General features: G+C 53.6%; 17 protein-coding genes. 12 read left to right on the top strand and 5 right to left on the bottom strand.

Features of this window, described 5'->3' with window-relative positions:
- Positions 1–83 precede the first annotated feature (83 nt).
- Positions 84–206 carry a glucose uptake inhibitor SgrT gene (sgrT, locus tag ACLJTG_RS15890; protein ID WP_001248755.1) on the top strand — a complete coding sequence of 41 codons (123 nt, stop codon included), beginning with the start codon at positions 84–86 and terminating at the stop codon, positions 204–206.
- Between the two features lie 335 nt (positions 207–541).
- Here the strand turns inward: sgrT and leuD are convergent, their stop codons facing one another.
- From leuD to leuL, 5 genes are all read right to left on the bottom strand, one after another.
- The gene (gene leuD, locus ACLJTG_RS15895) at positions 542–1,147 is read right to left on the bottom strand and encodes a 3-isopropylmalate dehydratase small subunit (protein ID WP_000818264.1); all 606 of its coding nucleotides are present in this window, start codon (positions 1,145–1,147) and stop codon (positions 542–544) included.
- Positions 1,148–1,157: 10 nt separating this feature from the next.
- On the bottom strand, positions 1,158–2,558 hold the full coding sequence (gene leuC, locus ACLJTG_RS15900) for a 3-isopropylmalate dehydratase large subunit (RefSeq protein ID WP_001140634.1): 1,401 nt from the start codon (positions 2,556–2,558) through the stop codon (positions 1,158–1,160).
- A gap of 2 nt (positions 2,559–2,560) precedes the next feature.
- The gene (gene leuB, locus ACLJTG_RS15905; protein WP_001523171.1) at positions 2,561–3,652 is read right to left on the bottom strand and encodes a 3-isopropylmalate dehydrogenase; all 1,092 of its coding nucleotides are present in this window, start codon (positions 3,650–3,652) and stop codon (positions 2,561–2,563) included.
- Positions 3,652–5,223, bottom strand: a complete 1,572-nt coding sequence (leuA, locus tag ACLJTG_RS15910) for a 2-isopropylmalate synthase (RefSeq protein WP_000082819.1) — start codon at positions 5,221–5,223, stop codon at positions 3,652–3,654. The genes leuB and leuA overlap by 1 nt, the downstream gene beginning before the upstream one ends.
- A gap of 87 nt (positions 5,224–5,310) precedes the next feature.
- Positions 5,311–5,397, bottom strand: a complete 87-nt coding sequence (gene leuL, locus ACLJTG_RS15915) for a leu operon leader peptide (RefSeq protein ID WP_001575587.1) — start codon at positions 5,395–5,397, stop codon at positions 5,311–5,313.
- Between the two features lie 656 nt (positions 5,398–6,053).
- On the opposite strand from leuL, the gene leuO reads away from it, so the two are divergent.
- The 11 genes from leuO to mraY all read left to right on the top strand — a co-directional run bounded on the left by leuO (position 6,054) and on the right by mraY (position 18,882).
- On the top strand, positions 6,054–6,998 hold the full coding sequence (gene leuO / locus ACLJTG_RS15920; protein WP_001115420.1) for a transcriptional regulator LeuO: 945 nt from the start codon (positions 6,054–6,056) through the stop codon (positions 6,996–6,998).
- A gap of 321 nt (positions 6,999–7,319) precedes the next feature.
- Complete coding sequence (gene ilvI / locus ACLJTG_RS15925) at positions 7,320–9,044, top strand: acetolactate synthase 3 large subunit (protein WP_000425603.1); 1,725 nt, start codon at positions 7,320–7,322, stop codon at positions 9,042–9,044.
- Positions 9,045–9,046: 2 nt separating this feature from the next.
- Positions 9,047–9,538, top strand: a complete 492-nt coding sequence (ilvN, locus tag ACLJTG_RS15930) for an acetolactate synthase small subunit (RefSeq protein ID WP_001563086.1) — start codon at positions 9,047–9,049, stop codon at positions 9,536–9,538.
- A 283-nt stretch (positions 9,539–9,821) separates the two neighbouring features.
- Complete coding sequence (cra, locus tag ACLJTG_RS15935; protein ID WP_000762406.1) at positions 9,822–10,826, top strand: catabolite repressor/activator; 1,005 nt, start codon at positions 9,822–9,824, stop codon at positions 10,824–10,826.
- A gap of 605 nt (positions 10,827–11,431) precedes the next feature.
- On the top strand, positions 11,432–11,890 hold the full coding sequence (gene mraZ, locus ACLJTG_RS15940; RefSeq protein ID WP_000488294.1) for a division/cell wall cluster transcriptional repressor MraZ: 459 nt from the start codon (positions 11,432–11,434) through the stop codon (positions 11,888–11,890).
- Between the two features lies 1 nt (position 11,891).
- The gene (rsmH, locus tag ACLJTG_RS15945) at positions 11,892–12,833 is read left to right on the top strand and encodes a 16S rRNA (cytosine(1402)-N(4))-methyltransferase RsmH (RefSeq protein WP_000970433.1); all 942 of its coding nucleotides are present in this window, start codon (positions 11,892–11,894) and stop codon (positions 12,831–12,833) included.
- A complete protein-coding gene (gene ftsL / locus ACLJTG_RS15950; protein WP_000625651.1) occupies positions 12,830–13,195 on the top strand; it encodes a cell division protein FtsL in 366 nt (121 codons plus the stop codon). Before rsmH ends, ftsL begins: the two co-directional genes overlap by 4 nt.
- Before the next feature lie 15 nt (positions 13,196–13,210).
- A complete protein-coding gene (gene ftsI / locus ACLJTG_RS15955) occupies positions 13,211–14,977 on the top strand; it encodes a peptidoglycan glycosyltransferase FtsI (protein WP_000642235.1) in 1,767 nt (588 codons plus the stop codon).
- Positions 14,964–16,451: a UDP-N-acetylmuramoyl-L-alanyl-D-glutamate--2,6-diaminopimelate ligase gene (murE, locus tag ACLJTG_RS15960; protein ID WP_000775073.1), complete on the top strand. Its 1,488-nt coding sequence runs from the start codon at positions 14,964–14,966 to the stop codon at positions 16,449–16,451. Before ftsI ends, murE begins: the two co-directional genes overlap by 14 nt.
- Positions 16,448–17,806, top strand: a complete 1,359-nt coding sequence (gene murF, locus ACLJTG_RS15965; RefSeq protein ID WP_198898306.1) for a UDP-N-acetylmuramoyl-tripeptide--D-alanyl-D-alanine ligase — start codon at positions 16,448–16,450, stop codon at positions 17,804–17,806. The genes murE and murF overlap by 4 nt, the downstream gene beginning before the upstream one ends.
- Positions 17,800–18,882, top strand: a complete 1,083-nt coding sequence (mraY, locus tag ACLJTG_RS15970) for a phospho-N-acetylmuramoyl-pentapeptide-transferase (RefSeq protein ID WP_000964138.1) — start codon at positions 17,800–17,802, stop codon at positions 18,880–18,882. The genes murF and mraY overlap by 7 nt, the downstream gene beginning before the upstream one ends.
- The last annotated feature ends 2 nt before the right edge of the window (positions 18,883–18,884 follow it).

The following is an 18,884-nucleotide window of genomic DNA, read 5'->3' on the forward strand; positions in this document are numbered from 1 at the left end:
ACTCCGATGAAAAACTCAGCAATTTTATTATCCCTATATTAGGCCAATAATATCTTTCGATGAAGCAAGAGGAAGAGGTCACTATGCGCCAGTTCTGGTTGAGATATTTTGCCGCGACGGAAAAAACGTCCTGGCTGGCTTGCCTGAGCGCGCCGCAGCGCTTAAAAATGCTCGCGGAACTGATGCAGTGGGAGGCGACCGATTGAAGCCAATTGCAGACATCATGTGTGACTGAGTATTGGTGTAGGCGATAGCCTAAAATCACCCGCCAGCAGATAATATCTGCTGGCTTTTTTTATTTCGGCTGTTTCTGGATGACGACGATGGGACGGCGTCTCAACGGGATTTATGCGGCGGTTTCTGTGGTCACGCAGGTGGTGAGCGGGCGAGTAAAAGACGTATAAAAAATGCCGGAATATCCCCGGCATGAGCGACTGATGAGTAACCCGGAGCTTGATGGCGCTACGCTTATCAGGCCTACAGGATATAGTGGCAACCTGGTGATATTGCATAACCTGTAGGCCCGGTAAGGCGTCAAGGGTTACCGCATAAATGCCGGTTGTTTATTTTCGTAGGCGGCAATCGCGTCTTCGTGCTGCAGCGTCAGCCCAATGCTGTCCAGACCGTTCAACATGCAGTGGCGGCGGAAGTCGTCGATTTTAAAGCTATAGGTTTTATCGCCTGCTTTCACCACCTGTGCTTCCAGATCCACTTCAAAATGAATCCCCGGATTGGCTTTCACCAGAGCAAACAGCTCATCGACCTGTGCGTCGCTCAGGGTTACCGGCAGCAGTTGGTTGTTAAAGCTGTTGCCGTAGAAGATGTCGGCGAAGCTTGGCGCGATCACCACTTTAAAGCCGTAATCGGTCAACGCCCACGGCGCGTGTTCGCGTGAAGAGCCGCAGCCAAAGTTTTCTCGCGCCAACAGAATCGACGCGCCTTGATATTCCGGAAAGTTCAGCACGAATTCCGGATTTGGCTGTTGGCCCTTTTCGTCCAGGAAGCGCCAGTCGTTAAACAGATGGGCGCCAAAACCGGTGCGCGTAACCTTCTGCAAAAACTGTTTAGGGATAATTGCATCGGTATCGACGTTGGCGGCATCCAGTGGGACAACCAGGCCGGTATGCTGGGTAAATTTCTCTGCCATGGTAGTTTCCTTATTTGATGCTGCGAATGTCGGCGAAGTGGCCGGTAACGGCGGCAGCGGCGGCCATCGCCGGGCTAACCAGGTGAGTGCGACCCCCGCGGCCCTGACGGCCTTCAAAGTTACGGTTGCTGGTGGAGGCGCAGCGCTCGCCCGGGTTCAGGCGGTCGTTATTCATGGCCAGGCACATGGAACAGCCTGGTAAGCGCCATTCAAATCCTGCTTCGATAAAGATCTTGTCCAGACCTTCCGCTTCCGCCTGCGCTTTCACCGGACCTGAACCCGGCACCACCAGCGCCTGCACGCCAGGCGCAACTTTGCGCCCTTTGGCGACTTCCGCCGCCGCGCGCAAATCTTCAATACGCGAATTGGTACAAGAGCCGATAAAGACTTTATCAATAGCAACGTCCGTTAACGGTACGCCCGGCTGTAAGCCCATATAAGCCAGCGCTTTTTCGGCGCTGGCGCGCTCAACCGGATCGCTAAAAGAGGCGGGATCGGGGATGATGTCGGTGACGGAAATCACCTGGCCCGGATTCGTGCCCCAAGTCACCTGCGGCGCGATCTCTTCTGCTCGCAGGGTGACGACAGTATCAAAGGTCGCGCCGTCATCGGTTTTCAGCGTTTTCCAGTACTTGACGGCTTCGTCAAAATCGCGGCCCTTCGGCGCGTGCAAACGCCCTTTTACGTAGTTGAAAGTGGTTTCATCCGGGGCGACCAGACCGGCTTTGGCGCCCATCTCAATCGCCATATTGCACAGCGTCATGCGGCCTTCCATACTCAGCGCGCGGATAGCGTCGCCGCAAAATTCAACCACGTGCCCGGTGCCGCCGGCGCTGCCGGTTTTACCGATGATCGCCAGCACGATGTCTTTGGCGGTAATGCCCGGTGCGGCGTTGCCAGTGACTTCAATCTTCATGGTTTTAGCGCGCCCCTGTTTCAGGGTTTGCGTCGCCAGTACATGTTCTACCTCAGAAGTGCCGATGCCGAAGGCCAGCGCGCCAAACGCGCCGTGGGTGGCGGTGTGGGAGTCGCCGCAGACGATGGTCATGCCCGGCAGGGTGACGCCCTGTTCCGGCCCCATCACATGGACGATGCCCTGATATGGGTGATTCAGGTCATACAGCTCGACGCCGAACTCGTTACAGTTCTTAATCAGCTCCTGCATCTGGATACGCGCCATTTCACCTGAAGCATTAATGTCTTTAGTCTGCGTCGAGACGTTGTGATCCATCGTGGCGAAGGTTTTCCCTGGCTGACGTACCGGACGATGGTGCGCGCGCAGACCGTCAAACGCCTGCGGAGAGGTGACTTCATGCACCAGGTGGCGGTCGATGTACAGCAGCGGCGTTTCGTTTGGCGCCTCAAAGACCACGTGGGCATCAAATAATTTTTCGTATAACGTTTTGGCCATGATTACACCCCTTCTGCGACATAGCGGGCGATAATATCGCCCATCTCATCGGTACTGACTGCGGCAGCGCCCCTGGCTAAATCGCCGGTGCGAACGCCCTCTTCTAATGCGCGATTGATCGCCTGTTCAATGGCCGTTGCCGCATCGTTGGCATCCAGGCTGTAGCGCAGCAGCAGCGCCAGCGACAGGATCTGCGCAATTGGGTTGGCGATATTTTTCCCGGCGATATCCGGCGCGGAGCCGCCAGCCGGTTCATACAGGCCAAACCCTTGCTCGTTCAGGCTGGCGGAGGGCAACATCCCCATTGAGCCGGTGATCATGGCGCATTCGTCGGACAGAATGTCGCCGAACAGGTTAGAGCACAGCAGTACGTCAAACTGCGACGGGTCTTTAATCAACTGCATGGTGGCGTTATCGATATACATGTGCGCGAGTTCCACATCGGGATACGTTTTCGCGACATCATTGACGATCTCACGCCACAGGATAGAGCTTTGCAGTACGTTGGCTTTATCAATAGAGGTGACTTTACGGCGGCGTTTACGCGCCGATTCAAAGGCGATACGGGCAATGCGCTCGATCTCAAAGCGGTGATAAACTTCGGTATCAAAGGCTTTTTCGTACTGACCGCTGCCTTCACGGCCTTTTGGCTGTCCGAAATAGATCCCGCCGGTCAGCTCGCGCACGCACAGGATATCGAAACCGTTAGCGGCGATATCGGCGCGCAACGGGCAAAATGCTTCCAGTCCCTGATACAGTTTCGCCGGACGCAGGTTACTGAATAATTTGAAATGCTTGCGCAGCGGCAGCAGGGCGCCGCGCTCTGGCTGGCTTTCCGGGGGCAAATTTTCCCATTTCGGGCCGCCGACGGAGCCAAACAGAACGGCATCCGCCTGTTCACACCCTTCAACGGTGGCTTTCGGCAGTGGATGACCATGATTGTCGATAGCAATACCGCCGACGTCATAGTGGCTGGTGGTAATACGCATATCAAAACGGCTGCGTACCGCATCCATAACTTTCAGGGCTTGCGCCATGACTTCCGGGCCGATGCCGTCGCCCGGCAATACGGCAATATGATAGTTCTTCGACATTACACGGTTTCCTTGTTGTTCTCTTTATTTTGAGCTTTGCGTTGCAATTCTTTTTCAACTTCGGCGGCGCGCCAGATATTGTTCAGTACGTGCACCATCGCTTTGGCGGAGGATTCGACGATATCCGTCGCCAGCCCGACGCCGTGGAAGCGGCGACCATGATGGTTCACGACGATATCGACCTGACCCAGCGCGTCTTTGCCCTGGCCTTTGGCGTTCAGGTCGTATTTAACCAACTCAACGTCGTAGCCAGTGATGCGGTTAATCGCCTGATAGATGGCGTCGACCGGGCCGTTGCCGTTCGCCGCTTCGGCCTTGATCTCTTCACCACAGGCCAGCTTCACGGAAGCGGTGGCGATATCGCTGGAGCCGGACTGCACGCTGAAGTAATCCAGACGGAAATGCTCTGGTTCTTCTTGCTGTTTATTAATAAACGCCAGCGCTTCCAGGTCATAATCGAACACCTGGCCTTTTTTGTCCGCCAGCTTCAGGAACGCGTCGTACAGGTGGTCCATGTTGTAGTCTGTGTCCTTGTAACCCATCTCTTCCATGCGATGTTTCACGGCGGCACGGCCAGAGCGGGAGGTCAGGTTCAGCTGTATCTGATTCAGACCGATGGACTCTGGCGTCATGATTTCATAGTTTTCGCGGTTCTTGAGGACGCCATCCTGGTGGATGCCGGAAGAGTGGGCGAAAGCGCCGCTGCCGACAATCGCTTTGTTGGCCGGGATCGGCATGTTACAGATCTGGCTGACGGTCTGGCTGGTGCGCCAGATTTCGTGGTGATTGATGTTGGTGTGTACGTTCATGATGTCTTTGCGCACTTTAATCGCCATGATCACTTCTTCCAGTGCGCAGTTACCGGCACGTTCTCCGATACCGTTCATCGCGCCTTCAACCTGACGCGCGCCCGCATGTACTGCCGCCAGCGAGTTGCCTACTGCTATCCCTAAATCGTCGTGGGTATGAACGGAGATGATGGCTTTGTCGATATTGGGGACACGTTCATACAGGCCGGAAATGATTCCCGCAAACTCAAACGGCATGGTATAGCCCACGGTATCGGGAATATTAATGGTTCTCGCGCCGGCGTTTATAGCGGCTTCCACCACGCGCGCCAGATCGTCAACAGGCGTCCGGCCAGCATCTTCGCAGGAGAACTCTACGTCATCAGTGTAATTACGCGCCCGCTTAACCATGTATACCGCGCGTTCGATGACCTCATCCAGCGTGCTGCGCAGCTTGGTGGCGATGTGCATTGGCGAGGTGGCGATAAAAGTATGGATGCGAAACGCGTCGGCGACCTTCAGCGCCTGTGCCGCGACGTCGATGTCTTTTTCTACACAACGCGCCAGGGCGCAAACGCGGCTGTTTTTAATGGTGCGGGCGATGGTTTGGACGGATTCAAAATCACCCGGAGAAGAGACCGGGAAGCCCACTTCCATGACATCAACACCCATGCGCTCAAGGGCCAGGGCAATCTGCAGCTTCTCTTTCGCGCTCAGGCTGGCCTGTAACGCTTGTTCGCCGTCGCGTAAGGTCGTATCAAAAATAATGACTTGCTGGCTCATGATGTGGTCCTTGTCTCCAGGGGCGCCTTGCGTCAGGCATAAAAAAACCCGCGCAACGGCGCGGGTTTTGTTTGACTTCGAGCTGACTTAATGTTGAATGCCGCCCACCGGTCTACCGCGCACAATAAATGCGTTGAGTAGTAGTAGCCCAGTGAAACGAACGATATGTGACATTAATTCAGCTCCAGCGAATGCGTTATGCTTTTAGTGGTACTGGATATGCCGTTTAATGTCAACTCTATTTTCTGTCGCCATTGCATTTTGTTGACGATATCCGGATACGTACTTTAGCTAATTGTGCTGGGCTGCGCGTCCAATAAAGGATAAAAGAACGAGTGGACATTCATACTTTTCATTGTTTGAAATATTTAGGCATTTTTGTTTGCAAATTGGTTAGGGGAATGGCCTGTTAAAGGTATGCTAAAGGTTTGGTTTATCTTTTTGATTTGTTTTATATTTTAACAAATAACCTTGTTTACTTAATGGATAAGGATAAAGTTATTGATAAATTAATGTTAACTTTTTAGCTATTAATAATATAAACATTTAATTGAAACTTAAATGATCATTCACTTGGTGTATGATTGTGTATTCGCCATAGTTATGGTTATATTGCTTGCGTAATTTAAACATTATGAATCGCAATGGTGTGACTCAGGACACATTACGCTTGCGCTGGCATTCTATTTGTCTCTGTCAGCGTCTTTATGTTTTCCGAATTTTAACGCTTTCCCTTTTTCTTATTTTATATGCATGGTAAATCATATTTTCAGGAATTATTTCTGCCTTCAGCCAGAAAAAGGGAGTTAAGCGTGACAGTGGAGTTAAATATGCCAGAGGTCAAAACCGAAAAGCCGCATCTTTTAGATATGGGCAAACCACAGCTTCGCATGGTTGATTTGAACCTATTGACCGTGTTCGATGCGGTAATGCAAGAGCAGAATATTACGCGCGCCGCCCACACGCTGGGAATGTCGCAGCCTGCGGTCAGTAACGCCGTAGCGCGTCTGAAGGTTATGTTTAATGACGAACTTTTTGTTCGATATGGACGAGGAATTCAGCCGACTGCCCGTGCATTTCAGTTATTTGGTTCAGTCCGTCAGGCGTTACAATTGGTGCAAAATGAATTGCCGGGATCGGGGTTTGAGCCGACCAGCAGCGAACGTGTATTCAATCTTTGCGTGTGCAGTCCGCTGGATAATATCCTGACGTCACAGATTTATAATCGTGTAGAAAAAATTGCGCCAAATATTCATGTCGTTTTTAAAGCGTCGTTGAATCAGAATACTGAGCATCAGTTACGCTATCAGGAAACCGAGTTCGTTATTAGTTATGAAGAATTCCGTCGTCCTGAGTTTACCAGCGTACCGCTATTTAAAGATGAAATGGTTTTAGTCGCCAGCCGAAAACACCCGCGTATTAGCGGCCCGCTACTGGAAGGCGATGTTTATAATGAACAACATGCGGTTGTTTCTCTCGATCGTTATGCGTCATTTAGTCAGCCGTGGTATGACACGCCGGATAAACAGTCGAGCGTGGCTTATCAGGGCATGGCGCTTATCAGCGTTCTGAACGTGGTTTCGCAGACGCATTTGGTCGCTATTGCCCCGCGCTGGCTGGCGGAAGAGTTTGCGGAATCGCTGGATCTGCAAATATTGCCGTTGCCTTTAAAACTGAATAGCCGGACATGCTACCTTTCCTGGCATGAAGCGGCTGGGCGTGATAAAGGGCACCAATGGATGGAAGATTTATTAGTTTCTGTTTGTAAGCGATAAAACCGGGCAGAATAAATCAGAAACAAATTCTGGTTTATTCTGCTTTTTAGCGTATATAAAAAATTTTATGCTGAATTAACGGTGAGCGATTCTTTTCGTCGTTGTGAAAAATAGATGAATTGCTGTAAGTCTGCATTTATAAGCGATTATTTATTACCTGGTGTGATTCAGACGGAGTATTTCTCCATTTCTTCTCTTCTTGCCTCCTGATTATTCTAACCTTCCCCATCTTTACGTCATTCCACCCAATTGCCAGGCGTGATAGCGAGCGGTTAAGGTGTCCGTCAAACCGTGATGACAGGTATAAAGTGGAGGCAAGCCGTGGAGATGTTGTCTGGAGCCGAGATGGTCGTCCGATCGCTTATCGATCAAGGCGTAAAGCAGGTGTTCGGCTATCCTGGAGGCGCAGTGCTTGATATTTATGATGCGCTACATACCGTTGGAGGGATCGATCATGTGCTGGTGCGTCATGAGCAGGCCGCGGTGCATATGGCGGATGGCCTGGCGCGAGCCACTGGCGACGTTGGCGTGGTGCTGGTGACTTCCGGACCGGGAGCGACCAATGCGATTACCGGGATTGCTACGGCCTATATGGATTCCATTCCGCTGGTGATTCTTTCCGGCCAGGTCGCCACCTCATTGATTGGCTATGATGCCTTTCAGGAGTGCGACATGGTGGGGATTTCCCGACCGGTGGTCAAACATAGCTTCCTGGTCAAACAGACGGAAGATATTCCCCTGGTGCTTAAAAAGGCCTTCTGGCTGGCGGCAAGCGGACGTCCTGGGCCGGTGGTCGTGGATTTGCCGAAAGATATTTTGAATCCGGCGAAAAAAATGCCGTATGCCTGGCCGGAGACGGTCAGTATGCGCTCTTACAATCCCACAACATCAGGACATAAAGGACAAATTAAGCGTGCCTTGCAAACGCTGGCGTCGGCAAAAAAGCCGGTGGTCTACGTTGGGGGAGGGGCGATAAGCGCGGCCTGCTATGCGCCGTTGCGCCACATCATTGAAACCTTTAACCTGCCGGTGGTCTCTTCATTAATGGGACTGGGCGCGTTTCCTGCTACTCATCGCCAGTCGTTAGGAATGCTGGGAATGCATGGCACTTATGAAGCCAATATGACCATGCATAACGCCGACGTGATTTTCGCTGTTGGCGTACGATTTGACGACCGCACGACGAATAATCTCGCTAAATATTGTCCGAACGCGACGGTATTACACATCGACATTGACCCGACGTCCATATCCAAAACGGTTAACGCTGATATCCCGGTGGTGGGCGATGCCCGCCTGGTACTGGAACAAATGCTGGAGCTACTGGCGCAGGATGCGCCGTCTCAGCCGCAGGATGATATTCGCGACTGGTGGCAGCAGATAGAGAGCTGGCGCGCCCGTCAGTGCCTGAAATATGACGCGGAAAGCGAAAGCATTAAACCCCAGGCGGTGATTGAAACCCTCTGGCGTCTGACGAAGGGCGACGCTTACGTGACGTCCGATGTAGGACAACACCAGATGTTTGCCGCCCTCTATTACCCGTTCGATAAGCCACGTCGCTGGATTAATTCCGGCGGGCTCGGCACGATGGGTTTTGGCCTACCGGCTGCGCTGGGCGTTAAAATGGCCCTGCCGAAAGAAATGGTGGTCTGCGTGACCGGCGATGGCAGTATACAGATGAACATTCAGGAGCTGTCGACAGCCTTACAGTATGAACTGCCGGTACTGGTTCTGAACCTGAACAACCGTTATCTGGGGATGGTAAAACAGTGGCAGGATATGATCTATTCCGGTCGCCATTCTCAGTCTTATATGCAGTCGTTACCGGATTTTGTGCGCCTGGCGGAAGCATATGGCCATGTCGGGCTGCAGATTAACCACCCGGATGAGCTGGAAAGTAAACTCAGCGAAGCCCTTGAGCATGTGCGTAATAACCGACTGGTGTTCGTCGATGTCACCGTTGATGGCAGCGAGCATGTCTATCCGATGCAGATTCGCGGGGGCGGGATGGACGAAATGTGGTTAAGCAAAACGGAGAGGACCTGATGATGCGCCGGATTTTATCGGTATTACTGGAAAACGAATCTGGGGCGTTATCGCGGGTTATCGGCCTCTTTTCGCAACGCGGATATAATATTGAAAGCCTGACCGTCGCGCCGACAGACGATCCGACGTTGTCGCGTATGACTATCCAGACGGTAGGCGATGAAAAAGTGCTTGAGCAAATTGAAAAGCAACTGCACAAGCTGGTTGATGTGCTGCGCGTCAGCGAGCTGGGACAGGGAGCGCACGTTGAGCGGGAAATCATGCTGGTGAAAATCCAGGCCAGCGGCTACGGACGGGAAGAGGTGAAGCGTAATACGGAAATTTTCCGTGGTCAGATTATTGATGTCACGCCAACGCTGTATACCGTTCAACTGGCGGGCACCAGCGATAAACTGGATGCTTTTCTGGCCTCGCTGCGCGACGTGGCGAAAATTGTTGAAGTGGCGCGTTCAGGCGTCGTCGGGCTTTCGCGCGGCGATAAGATTATGCGCTGAGCTGATTCGCCGGATGACGACGCGGTTGCGTTTTATCCGGTCTACAGGCTGATATCTGGCCCAGGTCCGATAAGCGTAGCGCCATCAGGCAGGTTTGCCGGATATCAGCCAACAGGAATTATCGCCCAACCCAATATCACCGGTTGGGCTTTTTTTTGCGAAATCCGTGGTAACCCGGAATAAAAGCGGTTGCCGGAGTGATCAAACTGCGCTTAGATGTTAACGATTTTAACCCATGCCGACATAAAGGTTATGGTTTGTACAATTTACACAAGGGGCAATTGTGAAACTGGATGAAATCGCTCGGCTGGCCGGTGTCTCGCGCACAACTGCAAGCTACGTTATAAACGGTAAAGCAAAGCAATACCGCGTGAGCGACAAAACCGTAGAAAAAGTCATGGCGGTAGTGCGTGAGCACAATTACCATCCTAACGCTGTGGCTGCCGGGCTGCGTGCTGGACGCACACGTTCCATTGGTCTGGTGATCCCGGACCTTGAAAACACGAGCTACACCCGTATCGCAAACTATCTTGAGCGCCAGGCACGCCAGCGTGGCTACCAACTGCTGATCGCCTGTTCTGAAGATCAGCCGGATAACGAAATGCGCTGCATTGAGCACCTTTTGCAACGCCAGGTGGATGCAATCATTGTTTCAACTTCGTTACCGCCGGAGCATCCCTTCTATCAGCGCTGGGCCAACGATCCGTTCCCCATCGTCGCGCTCGACCGCGCGCTGGATCGCGAACATTTCACCAGCGTGGTCGGCGCCGATCAGGATGATGCCGAGATGTTGGCGGAAGAGCTGCGTAAATTCCCGGCGGAAACGGTGCTTTATTTGGGCGCGCTGCCGGAGTTGTCCGTCAGTTTCCTGCGCGAGCAGGGGTTCCGCACCGCATGGAAAGACGATCCGCGGGAGGTGAATTTCTTATATGCCAACAGCTATGAGCGCGAAGCCGCCGCGCAGCTGTTTGAGAAATGGCTGGAAACGCATCCTATGCCGCAGGCGCTCTTTACGACATCATTCGCGCTATTACAGGGCGTGATGGACGTTACGCTGCGGCGCGATGGAAAACTGCCTTCGGATTTAGCGATTGCGACCTTTGGCGATCATGAGCTGCTGGATTTTCTGCAATGCCCGGTACTGGCGGTGGCGCAGCGTCATCGTGATGTCGCGGAACGCGTGCTGGAGATTGTGCTGGCAAGTCTTGATGAACCGCGTAAACCGAAACCCGGCTTAACGCGTATTCGGCGAAACCTGTATCGTCGCGGCATTCTGAGCCGTAGCTAAAGGACCGGCGGTAAAAGACTCTCTCTTCTGCCGCCGTCAAACAAATGCGTATCAGTAAAAATATCCCTCAAATAATTAAGATTATTCCTTAAAATTATCCGAAAATTCTTTTTTATTACCTTTCTTTTGTCCGAAATCGTCCATATTCCACTAATTAAGACGTAACGAGTCTTTTCCTTTGTCTTGTTTTGTTACAAGCAGGCAAGAAATCGTCGAATTAACAGCCACTTTTTGTCTTTGGCGCGACAGTCGCTCGTAGGCGCTGGTATAGCAGGCACCGCACACGTTAAACAGGCACTGTTAACACGGTGCAATATGTCCTAAAATGCCGCTCGCGTCGCAAACTGACACTTTATATTTTTCTCGGATTATATTGAGTCCGTTTTAAACGGCGGTGGGCCTTTGGTTTTTTTCTTACAAATATTCATAACGTTAATTTGGCTTGCACGCTGGGCGGAAATTAATCAACGCAGATATTCGCCGTAAACATTGGCTTTTTTACTTAGGTAAGCGTTGTGACTTGCTTGACAAGCTTTTCCTCCGCTCCGTAAACTCCTTCGAGTGGGAATTTGTGGGATAAAGTGGTAAGAAGGGGTGAGACTGGCATGTTCCGGGGGGCAACGTTAGTCAATCTCGACAGTAAAGGGCGCCTGACCGTGCCGACCCGTTATCGGGAGCAACTGATCGAGAGCGCTACCGGTCAAATGGTATGTACCATTGACATCCATCACCCATGCCTGCTGCTTTACCCCCTGCCTGAATGGGAAATTATTGAGCAAAAGTTATCTCGTCTGTCGAGCATGAACCCGGTAGAACGTCGCGTACAGCGTTTACTGTTGGGCCATGCCAGCGAATGTCAGATGGATGGTGCAGGTCGATTACTGATCGCGCCAGTTCTGCGGCAACATGCCGGACTGACGAAAGAAGTGATGCTGGTTGGACAGTTCAACAAATTTGAGCTGTGGGATGAAACGACCTGGTATCAACAGGTCAAGGAAGATATCGACGCTGAACAGTCAGCTACCGAAACGTTATCGGAGCGGCTGCAGGACTTGTCTCTATAAGATGATGGAAAATTTTAAACACACTACGGTACTGTTGGATGAAGCCGTTAATGGGCTGAATATTCGTCCGGATGGTATCTATATTGATGGCACATTTGGTCGCGGCGGCCACTCGCGCCTGATCCTCTCGCAACTGGGCGAAGAGGGGCGCTTGCTGGCGATCGATCGCGATCCGCAGGCGATCGCCGTTGCGCAGGCCATCAATGATCCTCGCTTCTCCATCATTCATGGACCTTTTTCCGCGTTGGCTGATTATGTAGCCGAGCGCGAGCTTACCGGCAAGATTGACGGGATCCTTCTCGATCTTGGCGTCTCTTCTCCGCAGCTTGACGATGCGGAGCGCGGTTTTTCATTTATGCGCGACGGTCCGCTGGATATGCGAATGGACCCGACGCGCGGCCAGTCTGCCGCCGAGTGGTTACAAACGGCGGAGGAGGCGGATATCGCCTGGGTGCTGAAAACATTCGGCGAGGAGCGTTTTGCCAAACGTATTGCTCGCGCCATTGTTGAGCGCAATCGCGAACAGCCGATGACCCGCACCAAAGAGCTGGCGGAAGTGGTTGCGGCGGCGACCCCGGTAAAAGACAAATTCAAACATCCCGCGACCCGTACCTTCCAGGCGGTGCGCATCTGGGTAAACAGTGAACTGGAGGAGATAGAGCAGGCGCTAAAAAGCTCGCTCAGCGTACTGGCCCCAGGCGGGCGGCTTTCAATCATCAGTTTCCACTCGCTGGAAGACCGTATTGTGAAACGCTTTATGCGTGAGCAAAGCCGCGGTCCGCAGGTGCCGGCGGGATTACCGATGACGGAAGCGCAGCTCAAAAAACTGGGCGGTCGTGAGTTACGAGCGTTAGGCAAGTTGATGCCGGGTGAAAAAGAGGTAGCTGAAAATCCTCGGGCCCGTAGTTCAGTTCTGCGTATCGCAGAGAGGACGAACGCATGATCAGCAGAGTGACAGAAGCCCTAAGCAAAGTGAAGGGATCGATAGGAAGCAACGAGCGCCATGCCTTGCCTGGCGTGATCGGTGACGATCTTTTGCGGTTCGGGAAGCTGCCACTCTGCTTGTTCATTTGCATCATTTTAACGGCGGTGACGGTGGTCACGACGGCGCACCATACTCGTTTACTCACCGCGCAGCGTGAACAATTGGTTCTGGAGCGCGATGCATTGGACATTGAATGGCGCAACCTGATCCTTGAAGAAAATGCGCTCGGCGATCACAGCCGGGTGGAGCGGATCGCAACGGAAAAGCTGCAAATGCAGCATGTTGATCCGTCCCAAGAAAATATCGTAGTGCAAAAATAAGGATAAACGCGACGCATGAAAGCAGCGGCAAAAACGCAAAAATCGAAGCGCCAGGAAGAACAGACCAACTTCATCAGTTGGCGTTTTGCGTTGCTGTGCGGCTGTATTTTACTGGCGCTGGTTTTTTTACTTGGACGCGCGGCGTGGCTACAGATTATCGCCCCGGATATGCTGGTGCGTCAGGGCGATATGCGTTCGCTGCGTGTTCAGGAAGTCTCCACCTCACGCGGTATGATTACCGACCGTTCCGGGCGTCCACTGGCGGTCAGCGTACCGGTTAAGGCGATCTGGGCCGACCCGAAAGAAGTTCATGACGCTGGCGGCATCAGCGTTGGCGATCGCTGGAAAGCGCTTTCTACTGCGCTCAATATTCCGCTCGATCAGCTCTCCGCCCGTATCAACGCCAACCCGAAAGGGCGTTTTATTTATCTGGCGCGCCAGGTAAATCCTGACATGGCGGACTACATCAAAAAACTCAAACTGCCGGGCATTCATTTGCGTGAAGAATCCCGCCGCTACTACCCGTCAGGAGAAGTAACCGCTCACCTCATCGGTTTTACCAACGTCGACAGTCAGGGGATTGAAGGCGTTGAAAAGAGCTTTGATAAGTGGCTTACCGGTCAGCCTGGCGAGCGAATCGTGCGTAAAGACCGCTATGGTCGCGTGATTGAGGATATCTCCTCCACTGACAGTCAGGCAGCGCACAACCTGGCGTTAAGCATTGATGAACGCTTACAGGCGCTGGTTTACCGCGAACTGAACAACGCGGTGGCGTTTAACAAGGCGGAGTCCGGTAGCGCGGTGCTGGTCGATGTCAATACCGGTGAAGTACTGGCGATGGCGAATAGCCCTTCCTATAACCCCAACAACCTTGCCGGTACGCCGAAAGACGCGATGCGTAACCGTACCATCACCGACGTGTTTGAACCGGGTTCTACGGTTAAGCCGATGGTGGTGATGACTGCGCTTCAGCGCGGTATCGTCAACGAAAATACGGTGTTGAATACCGTTCCATACCGAATTAACGGCCACGAAATTAAAGATGTGGCGCGCTACAGCGAATTAACCCTGACCGGGGTTCTACAGAAGTCGAGTAACGTCGGTGTATCCAAACTGGCGTTAGCGATGCCGTCCTCAGCGTTAGTAGATACTTACTCACGTTTTGGGCTAGGAAAGGCGACCAATTTGGGGTTGGTCGGAGAACGCAGTGGCTTATATCCTCAAAAACAACGGTGGTCCGACATAGAGAGGGCCACCTTCTCTTTCGGCTACGGGCTAATGGTAACGCCGTTACAGTTAGCGCGAGTCTATGCAACGATCGGCAGCTATGGCATTTATCGCCCGCTGTCGATTACCAAAGTTGATCCGCCTGTACCCGGCGAACGCATCTTCCCTGAATCCACCGTACGCACCGTGGTGCATATGATGGAAAGCGTGGCGCTGCCGGGCGGCGGCGGCGTGAAGGCGGCAATTAAAGGCTACCGTATCGCGATTAAAACCGGTACGGCGAAAAAAGTGGGGCCGGACGGTCGCTACATCAACAAATACATTGCTTACACCGCAGGCGTCGCGCCTGCGAGTCAGCCGCGCTTCGCGCTGGTGGTTGTCATCAACGATCCGCAGGCGGGTAAATACTACGGCGGCGCCGTTTCCGCGCCGGTATTTGGTGCCATCATGGGCGGCGTTCTGCGCACCATGAACATCGAACCGGACGCGCTGGCAACGGGCGAAAAAAATGAATTCGTAATTAATCAAGGCGAGGGAACAGGTGGCAGATCGTAATTTGCGCGACCTTCTTGCTCCGTGGGTGGCTGGACTACCCGCGCGAGAACTGCGAGAGATGACGCTCGACAGCCGTGTGGCTGCGGCGGGCGATCTCTTTGTGGCAGTGGTGGGTCATCAGGCGGACGGGCGTCGATATATCCCGCAGGCGATAGCGCAAGGCGTAGCTGCCATTATTGCAGAGGCGAAAGACGAGGCGAGCGACGGTGAGATTCGCGAAATGCACGGCGTACCAGTCGTCTATCTCAGCCAGCTCAATGAGCGTTTATCTGCGCTGGCGGGCCGCTTTTACCATGAGCCATCTGAAAACATGCGTCTGGTGGCGGTGACCGGCACCAATGGCAAGACCACCACCACCCAACTACTGGCGCAGTGGAGCCAGTTGCTCGGCGAAACCAGCGCAGTGATGGGAACGGTAGGCAACGGACTGTTGGGTAAAGTGATCCCGACGGAGAACACAACCGGTTCCGCTGTGGATGTTCAGCATGTGCTGGCCAGTCTGGTTGCGCAGGGCGCGACCTTCGGCGCGATGGAAGTCTCTTCTCACGGCCTGGTGCAGCATCGCGTGGCGGCGTTGAAATTTGCCGCCTCCGTGTTTACTAATTTGAGCCGCGACCATCTCGACTATCATGGCGATATGGCGCATTACGAGGCGGCAAAATGGATGCTTTATTCCACCCACCATCACGGACAGGCAATCGTCAACGCCGATGATGAAGTTGGACGCCGCTGGCTGGCGTCGCTACCCGATGCGGTCGCGGTATCAATGGAAGGGCATATCAACCCTAACTGTCACGGTCGTTGGCTGAAAGCGGAGGCGGTGGAGTACCACGACCGCGGAGCGACGATTCGTTTTGCTTCAAGCTGGGGTGAAGGCGAAATCGAAAGCCGCCTGATGGGCGCGTTTAACGTCAGCAACTTACTGCTGGCATTGGCGACGCTGCTGGCGCTGGGCTATCCGTTAACGGATTTGCTGAAAACCGCCGCGCGTTTGCAGCCGGTTTGCGGGCGTATGGAAGTGTTCACTGCGCCAGGCAAACCGACGGTGGTGGTGGATTACGCGCACACGCCGGATGCGCTGGAAAAAGCGTTGCAGGCGGCGCGCCTGCACTGCGCCGGAAAATTGTGGTGCGTCTTTGGCTGTGGCGGGGATCGTGACAAAGGTAAGCGCCCACTCATGGGGGCCATTGCCGAAGAATTCGCGGATATCGTCGTGGTGACTGACGATAACCCGCGTACCGAGGAGCCGCGCGCCATTATCAACGATATTCTGGCCGGAATGCTGGACGCCGGGCAGGTCAGGGTAATGGAAGGCCGCGCTGAGGCGGTAACCAATGCCATTATGCAGGCAAAAGACAATGACGTCGTGCTGATTGCAGGTAAAGGGCACGAGGATTACCAGATTGTCGGCACGCAGCGTCTTGATTATTCAGACCGCGTGACCGCAGCGCGTTTGCTGGGGGTGATCGCATGATTAGCGTAACGCTCAGCAAAATTGCCGATGTCCTTGGCGCCGAACACCGCGGGGCGGATCTCACGCTCGATACGGTCATTACCGACACACGGAAAGTGACGCCGGGATGCCTGTTCGTGGCGCTGAAAGGGGAACGCTTTGATGCGCATGATTTTGCCGATAAAGCAAAAGCGAACGGCGCTGGCGCCCTGCTGGTCAGTCGTCCTCTGGATATCGATCTTCCGCAGGTGATTGTAAAAGACACGCGTCAGGCATTTGGCCAACTGGCCGCCTGGGTACGTATGCAGGTACCGGCGCGGGTGGTGGCGTTAACCGGTTCGTCCGGCAAAACCTCGGTCAAAGAGATGACCGCCGCGATTCTTAGCCAGTGCGGAAATACTCTGTATACCGCAGGCAATTTTAACAACGACATCGGCGTGCCGATAACGCTGCTGCGCTTAAACCATGATTATGGCTATGCGGTAATCGAGTTAGGCGCTAATCACCAGGGAGAAATCGCCTGGACCGTTAGCCTGACGCGCCCGGAAGCGGCGCTGGTCAATAACCTGGCGGCGGCGCATCTGGAAGGTTTCGGCTCGTTGGCCGGCGTGGCGAAAGCGAAAGGCGAAATCTATACCGGTTTGCCTGAGAACGGTATCGCGATTATGAATGCCGATAATAATGACTGGCTGAACTGGCAAAGCATTATTGGCGATCGTCAGGTGTGGCGCTTTTCGCCGAATGCGGCAAACAGCGACTTTACCGCTGCGAATATCCACGTGACGTCACACGGTACTGAATTTACCCTGCAAACGCCGATGGGCAGCATTGATGTGCTGCTGCCGTTGCCGGGGCGGCACAATATTGCCAACGCGCTGGCGGCCGCTGCTTTATCAATGGCGGTGGGGGCTACGCTGACGGCGATTAAAGCAGGGCTGGCGGCGTTAAAAGCCGTACCCGGGCGTCTGTTCCCGATTCAGCTAAGTGAAAACCAACTGGTACTGGATGACGCTTATAACGCCAACGTCGGTTCGATGACCGCCGCAGTGCAGGTCCTTTCTGAAATGCCCGGCTACCGTGTGCTGGTGGTAGGCGATATGGCCGAGCTGGGCGCAGAAAGCGAAGCGTGCCACCTCCAGGTTGGCGAGGCCGCAAAAGCGGCGGGTATTGATCGCGTGTTAAGCACCGGAAAACTCAGTCAGGCTATCAGCCACGCCAGCGGCGTCGGCGAACATTTTGCCGATAAAGCCGCGCTCATTGCGCGTTTACACGCTCTGCTTCAGGAGCAACCAATGATGACTATTTTAGTGAAAGGATCACGCAGCGCCGCGATGGAAGATGTGGTTCATGCGTTACAGGAGAAAGGTTCATGTTAGTTTGGCTGGCCGAGCATTTGGTCAAATATTATTCCGGCTTTAACGTCTTTTCTTATCTGACGTTTCGCGCCATCGTCAGCCTGTTGACCGCGCTGTTCATCTCTTTATGGATGGGCCCGCGTATGATCGCTCGTCTGCAAAAACTCTCTTTTGGCCAGGTGGTACGTAACGATGGCCCGGAATCGCACTTCAGTAAACGCGGTACGCCGACGATGGGCGGCATCATGATCCTGACGGCGATTGTGATTTCCGTTCTGTTATGGGCTTACCCGTCTAACCCGTACGTCTGGTGCGTGCTGGTGGTATTGATCGGCTACGGCATTATCGGTTTTGTCGATGACTACCGCAAAGTGGTGCGGAAAGATACCAAAGGGCTGATTGCGCGCTGGAAATATTTCTGGATGTCGGTTATCGCGCTCGGCGTGGCCTTTGCGCTTTATCTCGTCGGGAAAGACACGCCCGCGACCCAACTGGTGGTGCCGTTCTTTAAAGATGTTATGCCGCAATTGGGGCTGTTTTACATTCTGCTGTCCTACTTTGTTATCGTCGGTACGGGTAACGCCGTAAACCTGACCGACGGGCTTGATGGCCTGGCGATCATGCCGACTGTTTTCGTTGCCGCCGGCTTTGCGCTGGTGGCCTGGGCGACCGGGAACATGAACTTCGCCAATTACCTGCATATTCCGTATTTACGCCATGCGGGCGAGCTGGTGATTGTCTGTACGGCGATTGTCGGCGCGGGATTAGGATTCTTGTGGTTTAACACCTATCCGGCGCAGGTTTTTATGGGCGATGTCGGATCGCTGGCGTTGGGCGGTGCGTTGGGCATTATCGCCGTGCTGCTGCGTCAGGAATTTCTGCTGGTGATCATGGGCGGCGTCTTTGTGGTGGAAACTCTGTCGGTCATCCTGCAGGTGGGCTCCTTTAAACTACGCGGACAGCGTATTTTCCGTATGGCGCCTATCCATCACCACTATGAACTGAAAGGCTGGCCGGAACCGCGCGTGATTGTGCGCTTCTGGATTATTTCGCTGATGCTGGTGCTGATTGGCCTGGCAACGCTGAAGGTACGTTAATC

The organism is Salmonella sp. SAL00672 (assembly GCF_046552175.1).
In the GTDB taxonomy this organism is placed as follows: Bacteria; Pseudomonadota; Gammaproteobacteria; order Enterobacterales; family Enterobacteriaceae; genus Salmonella; species Salmonella enterica.

What these genes read in the sequence shown, in the direction of transcription:
- sgrT (WP_001248755.1), top strand. Translation starts at nt 84, where the DNA reads ATGCGCCAGTTCTGGTTGAGATATTTTGCCGCGACGGAAAAAACGTCC.
- leuD (WP_000818264.1), bottom strand. Translation starts at nt 1,147, where the DNA reads ATGGCAGAGAAATTTACCCAGCATACCGGCCTGGTTGTCCCACTGGAT.
- leuC (WP_001140634.1), bottom strand. Translation starts at nt 2,558, where the DNA reads ATGGCCAAAACGTTATACGAAAAATTATTTGATGCCCACGTGGTCTTT.
- leuB (WP_001523171.1), bottom strand. Translation starts at nt 3,652, where the DNA reads ATGTCGAAGAACTATCATATTGCCGTATTGCCGGGCGACGGCATCGGC.
- leuA (WP_000082819.1), bottom strand. Translation starts at nt 5,223, where the DNA reads ATGAGCCAGCAAGTCATTATTTTTGATACGACCTTACGCGACGGCGAA.
- leuL (WP_001575587.1), bottom strand. Translation starts at nt 5,397, where the DNA reads ATGTCACATATCGTTCGTTTCACTGGGCTACTACTACTCAACGCATTT.
- leuO (WP_001115420.1), top strand. Translation starts at nt 6,054, where the DNA reads ATGCCAGAGGTCAAAACCGAAAAGCCGCATCTTTTAGATATGGGCAAA.
- ilvN (WP_001563086.1), top strand. Translation starts at nt 9,047, where the DNA reads ATGCGCCGGATTTTATCGGTATTACTGGAAAACGAATCTGGGGCGTTA.
- mraZ (WP_000488294.1), top strand. Translation starts at nt 11,432, where the DNA reads ATGTTCCGGGGGGCAACGTTAGTCAATCTCGACAGTAAAGGGCGCCTG.
- rsmH (WP_000970433.1), top strand. Translation starts at nt 11,892, where the DNA reads ATGATGGAAAATTTTAAACACACTACGGTACTGTTGGATGAAGCCGTT.
- ftsL (WP_000625651.1), top strand. Translation starts at nt 12,830, where the DNA reads ATGATCAGCAGAGTGACAGAAGCCCTAAGCAAAGTGAAGGGATCGATA.
- ftsI (WP_000642235.1), top strand. Translation starts at nt 13,211, where the DNA reads ATGAAAGCAGCGGCAAAAACGCAAAAATCGAAGCGCCAGGAAGAACAG.
- murF (WP_198898306.1), top strand. Translation starts at nt 16,448, where the DNA reads ATGATTAGCGTAACGCTCAGCAAAATTGCCGATGTCCTTGGCGCCGAA.
- mraY (WP_000964138.1), top strand. Translation starts at nt 17,800, where the DNA reads ATGTTAGTTTGGCTGGCCGAGCATTTGGTCAAATATTATTCCGGCTTT.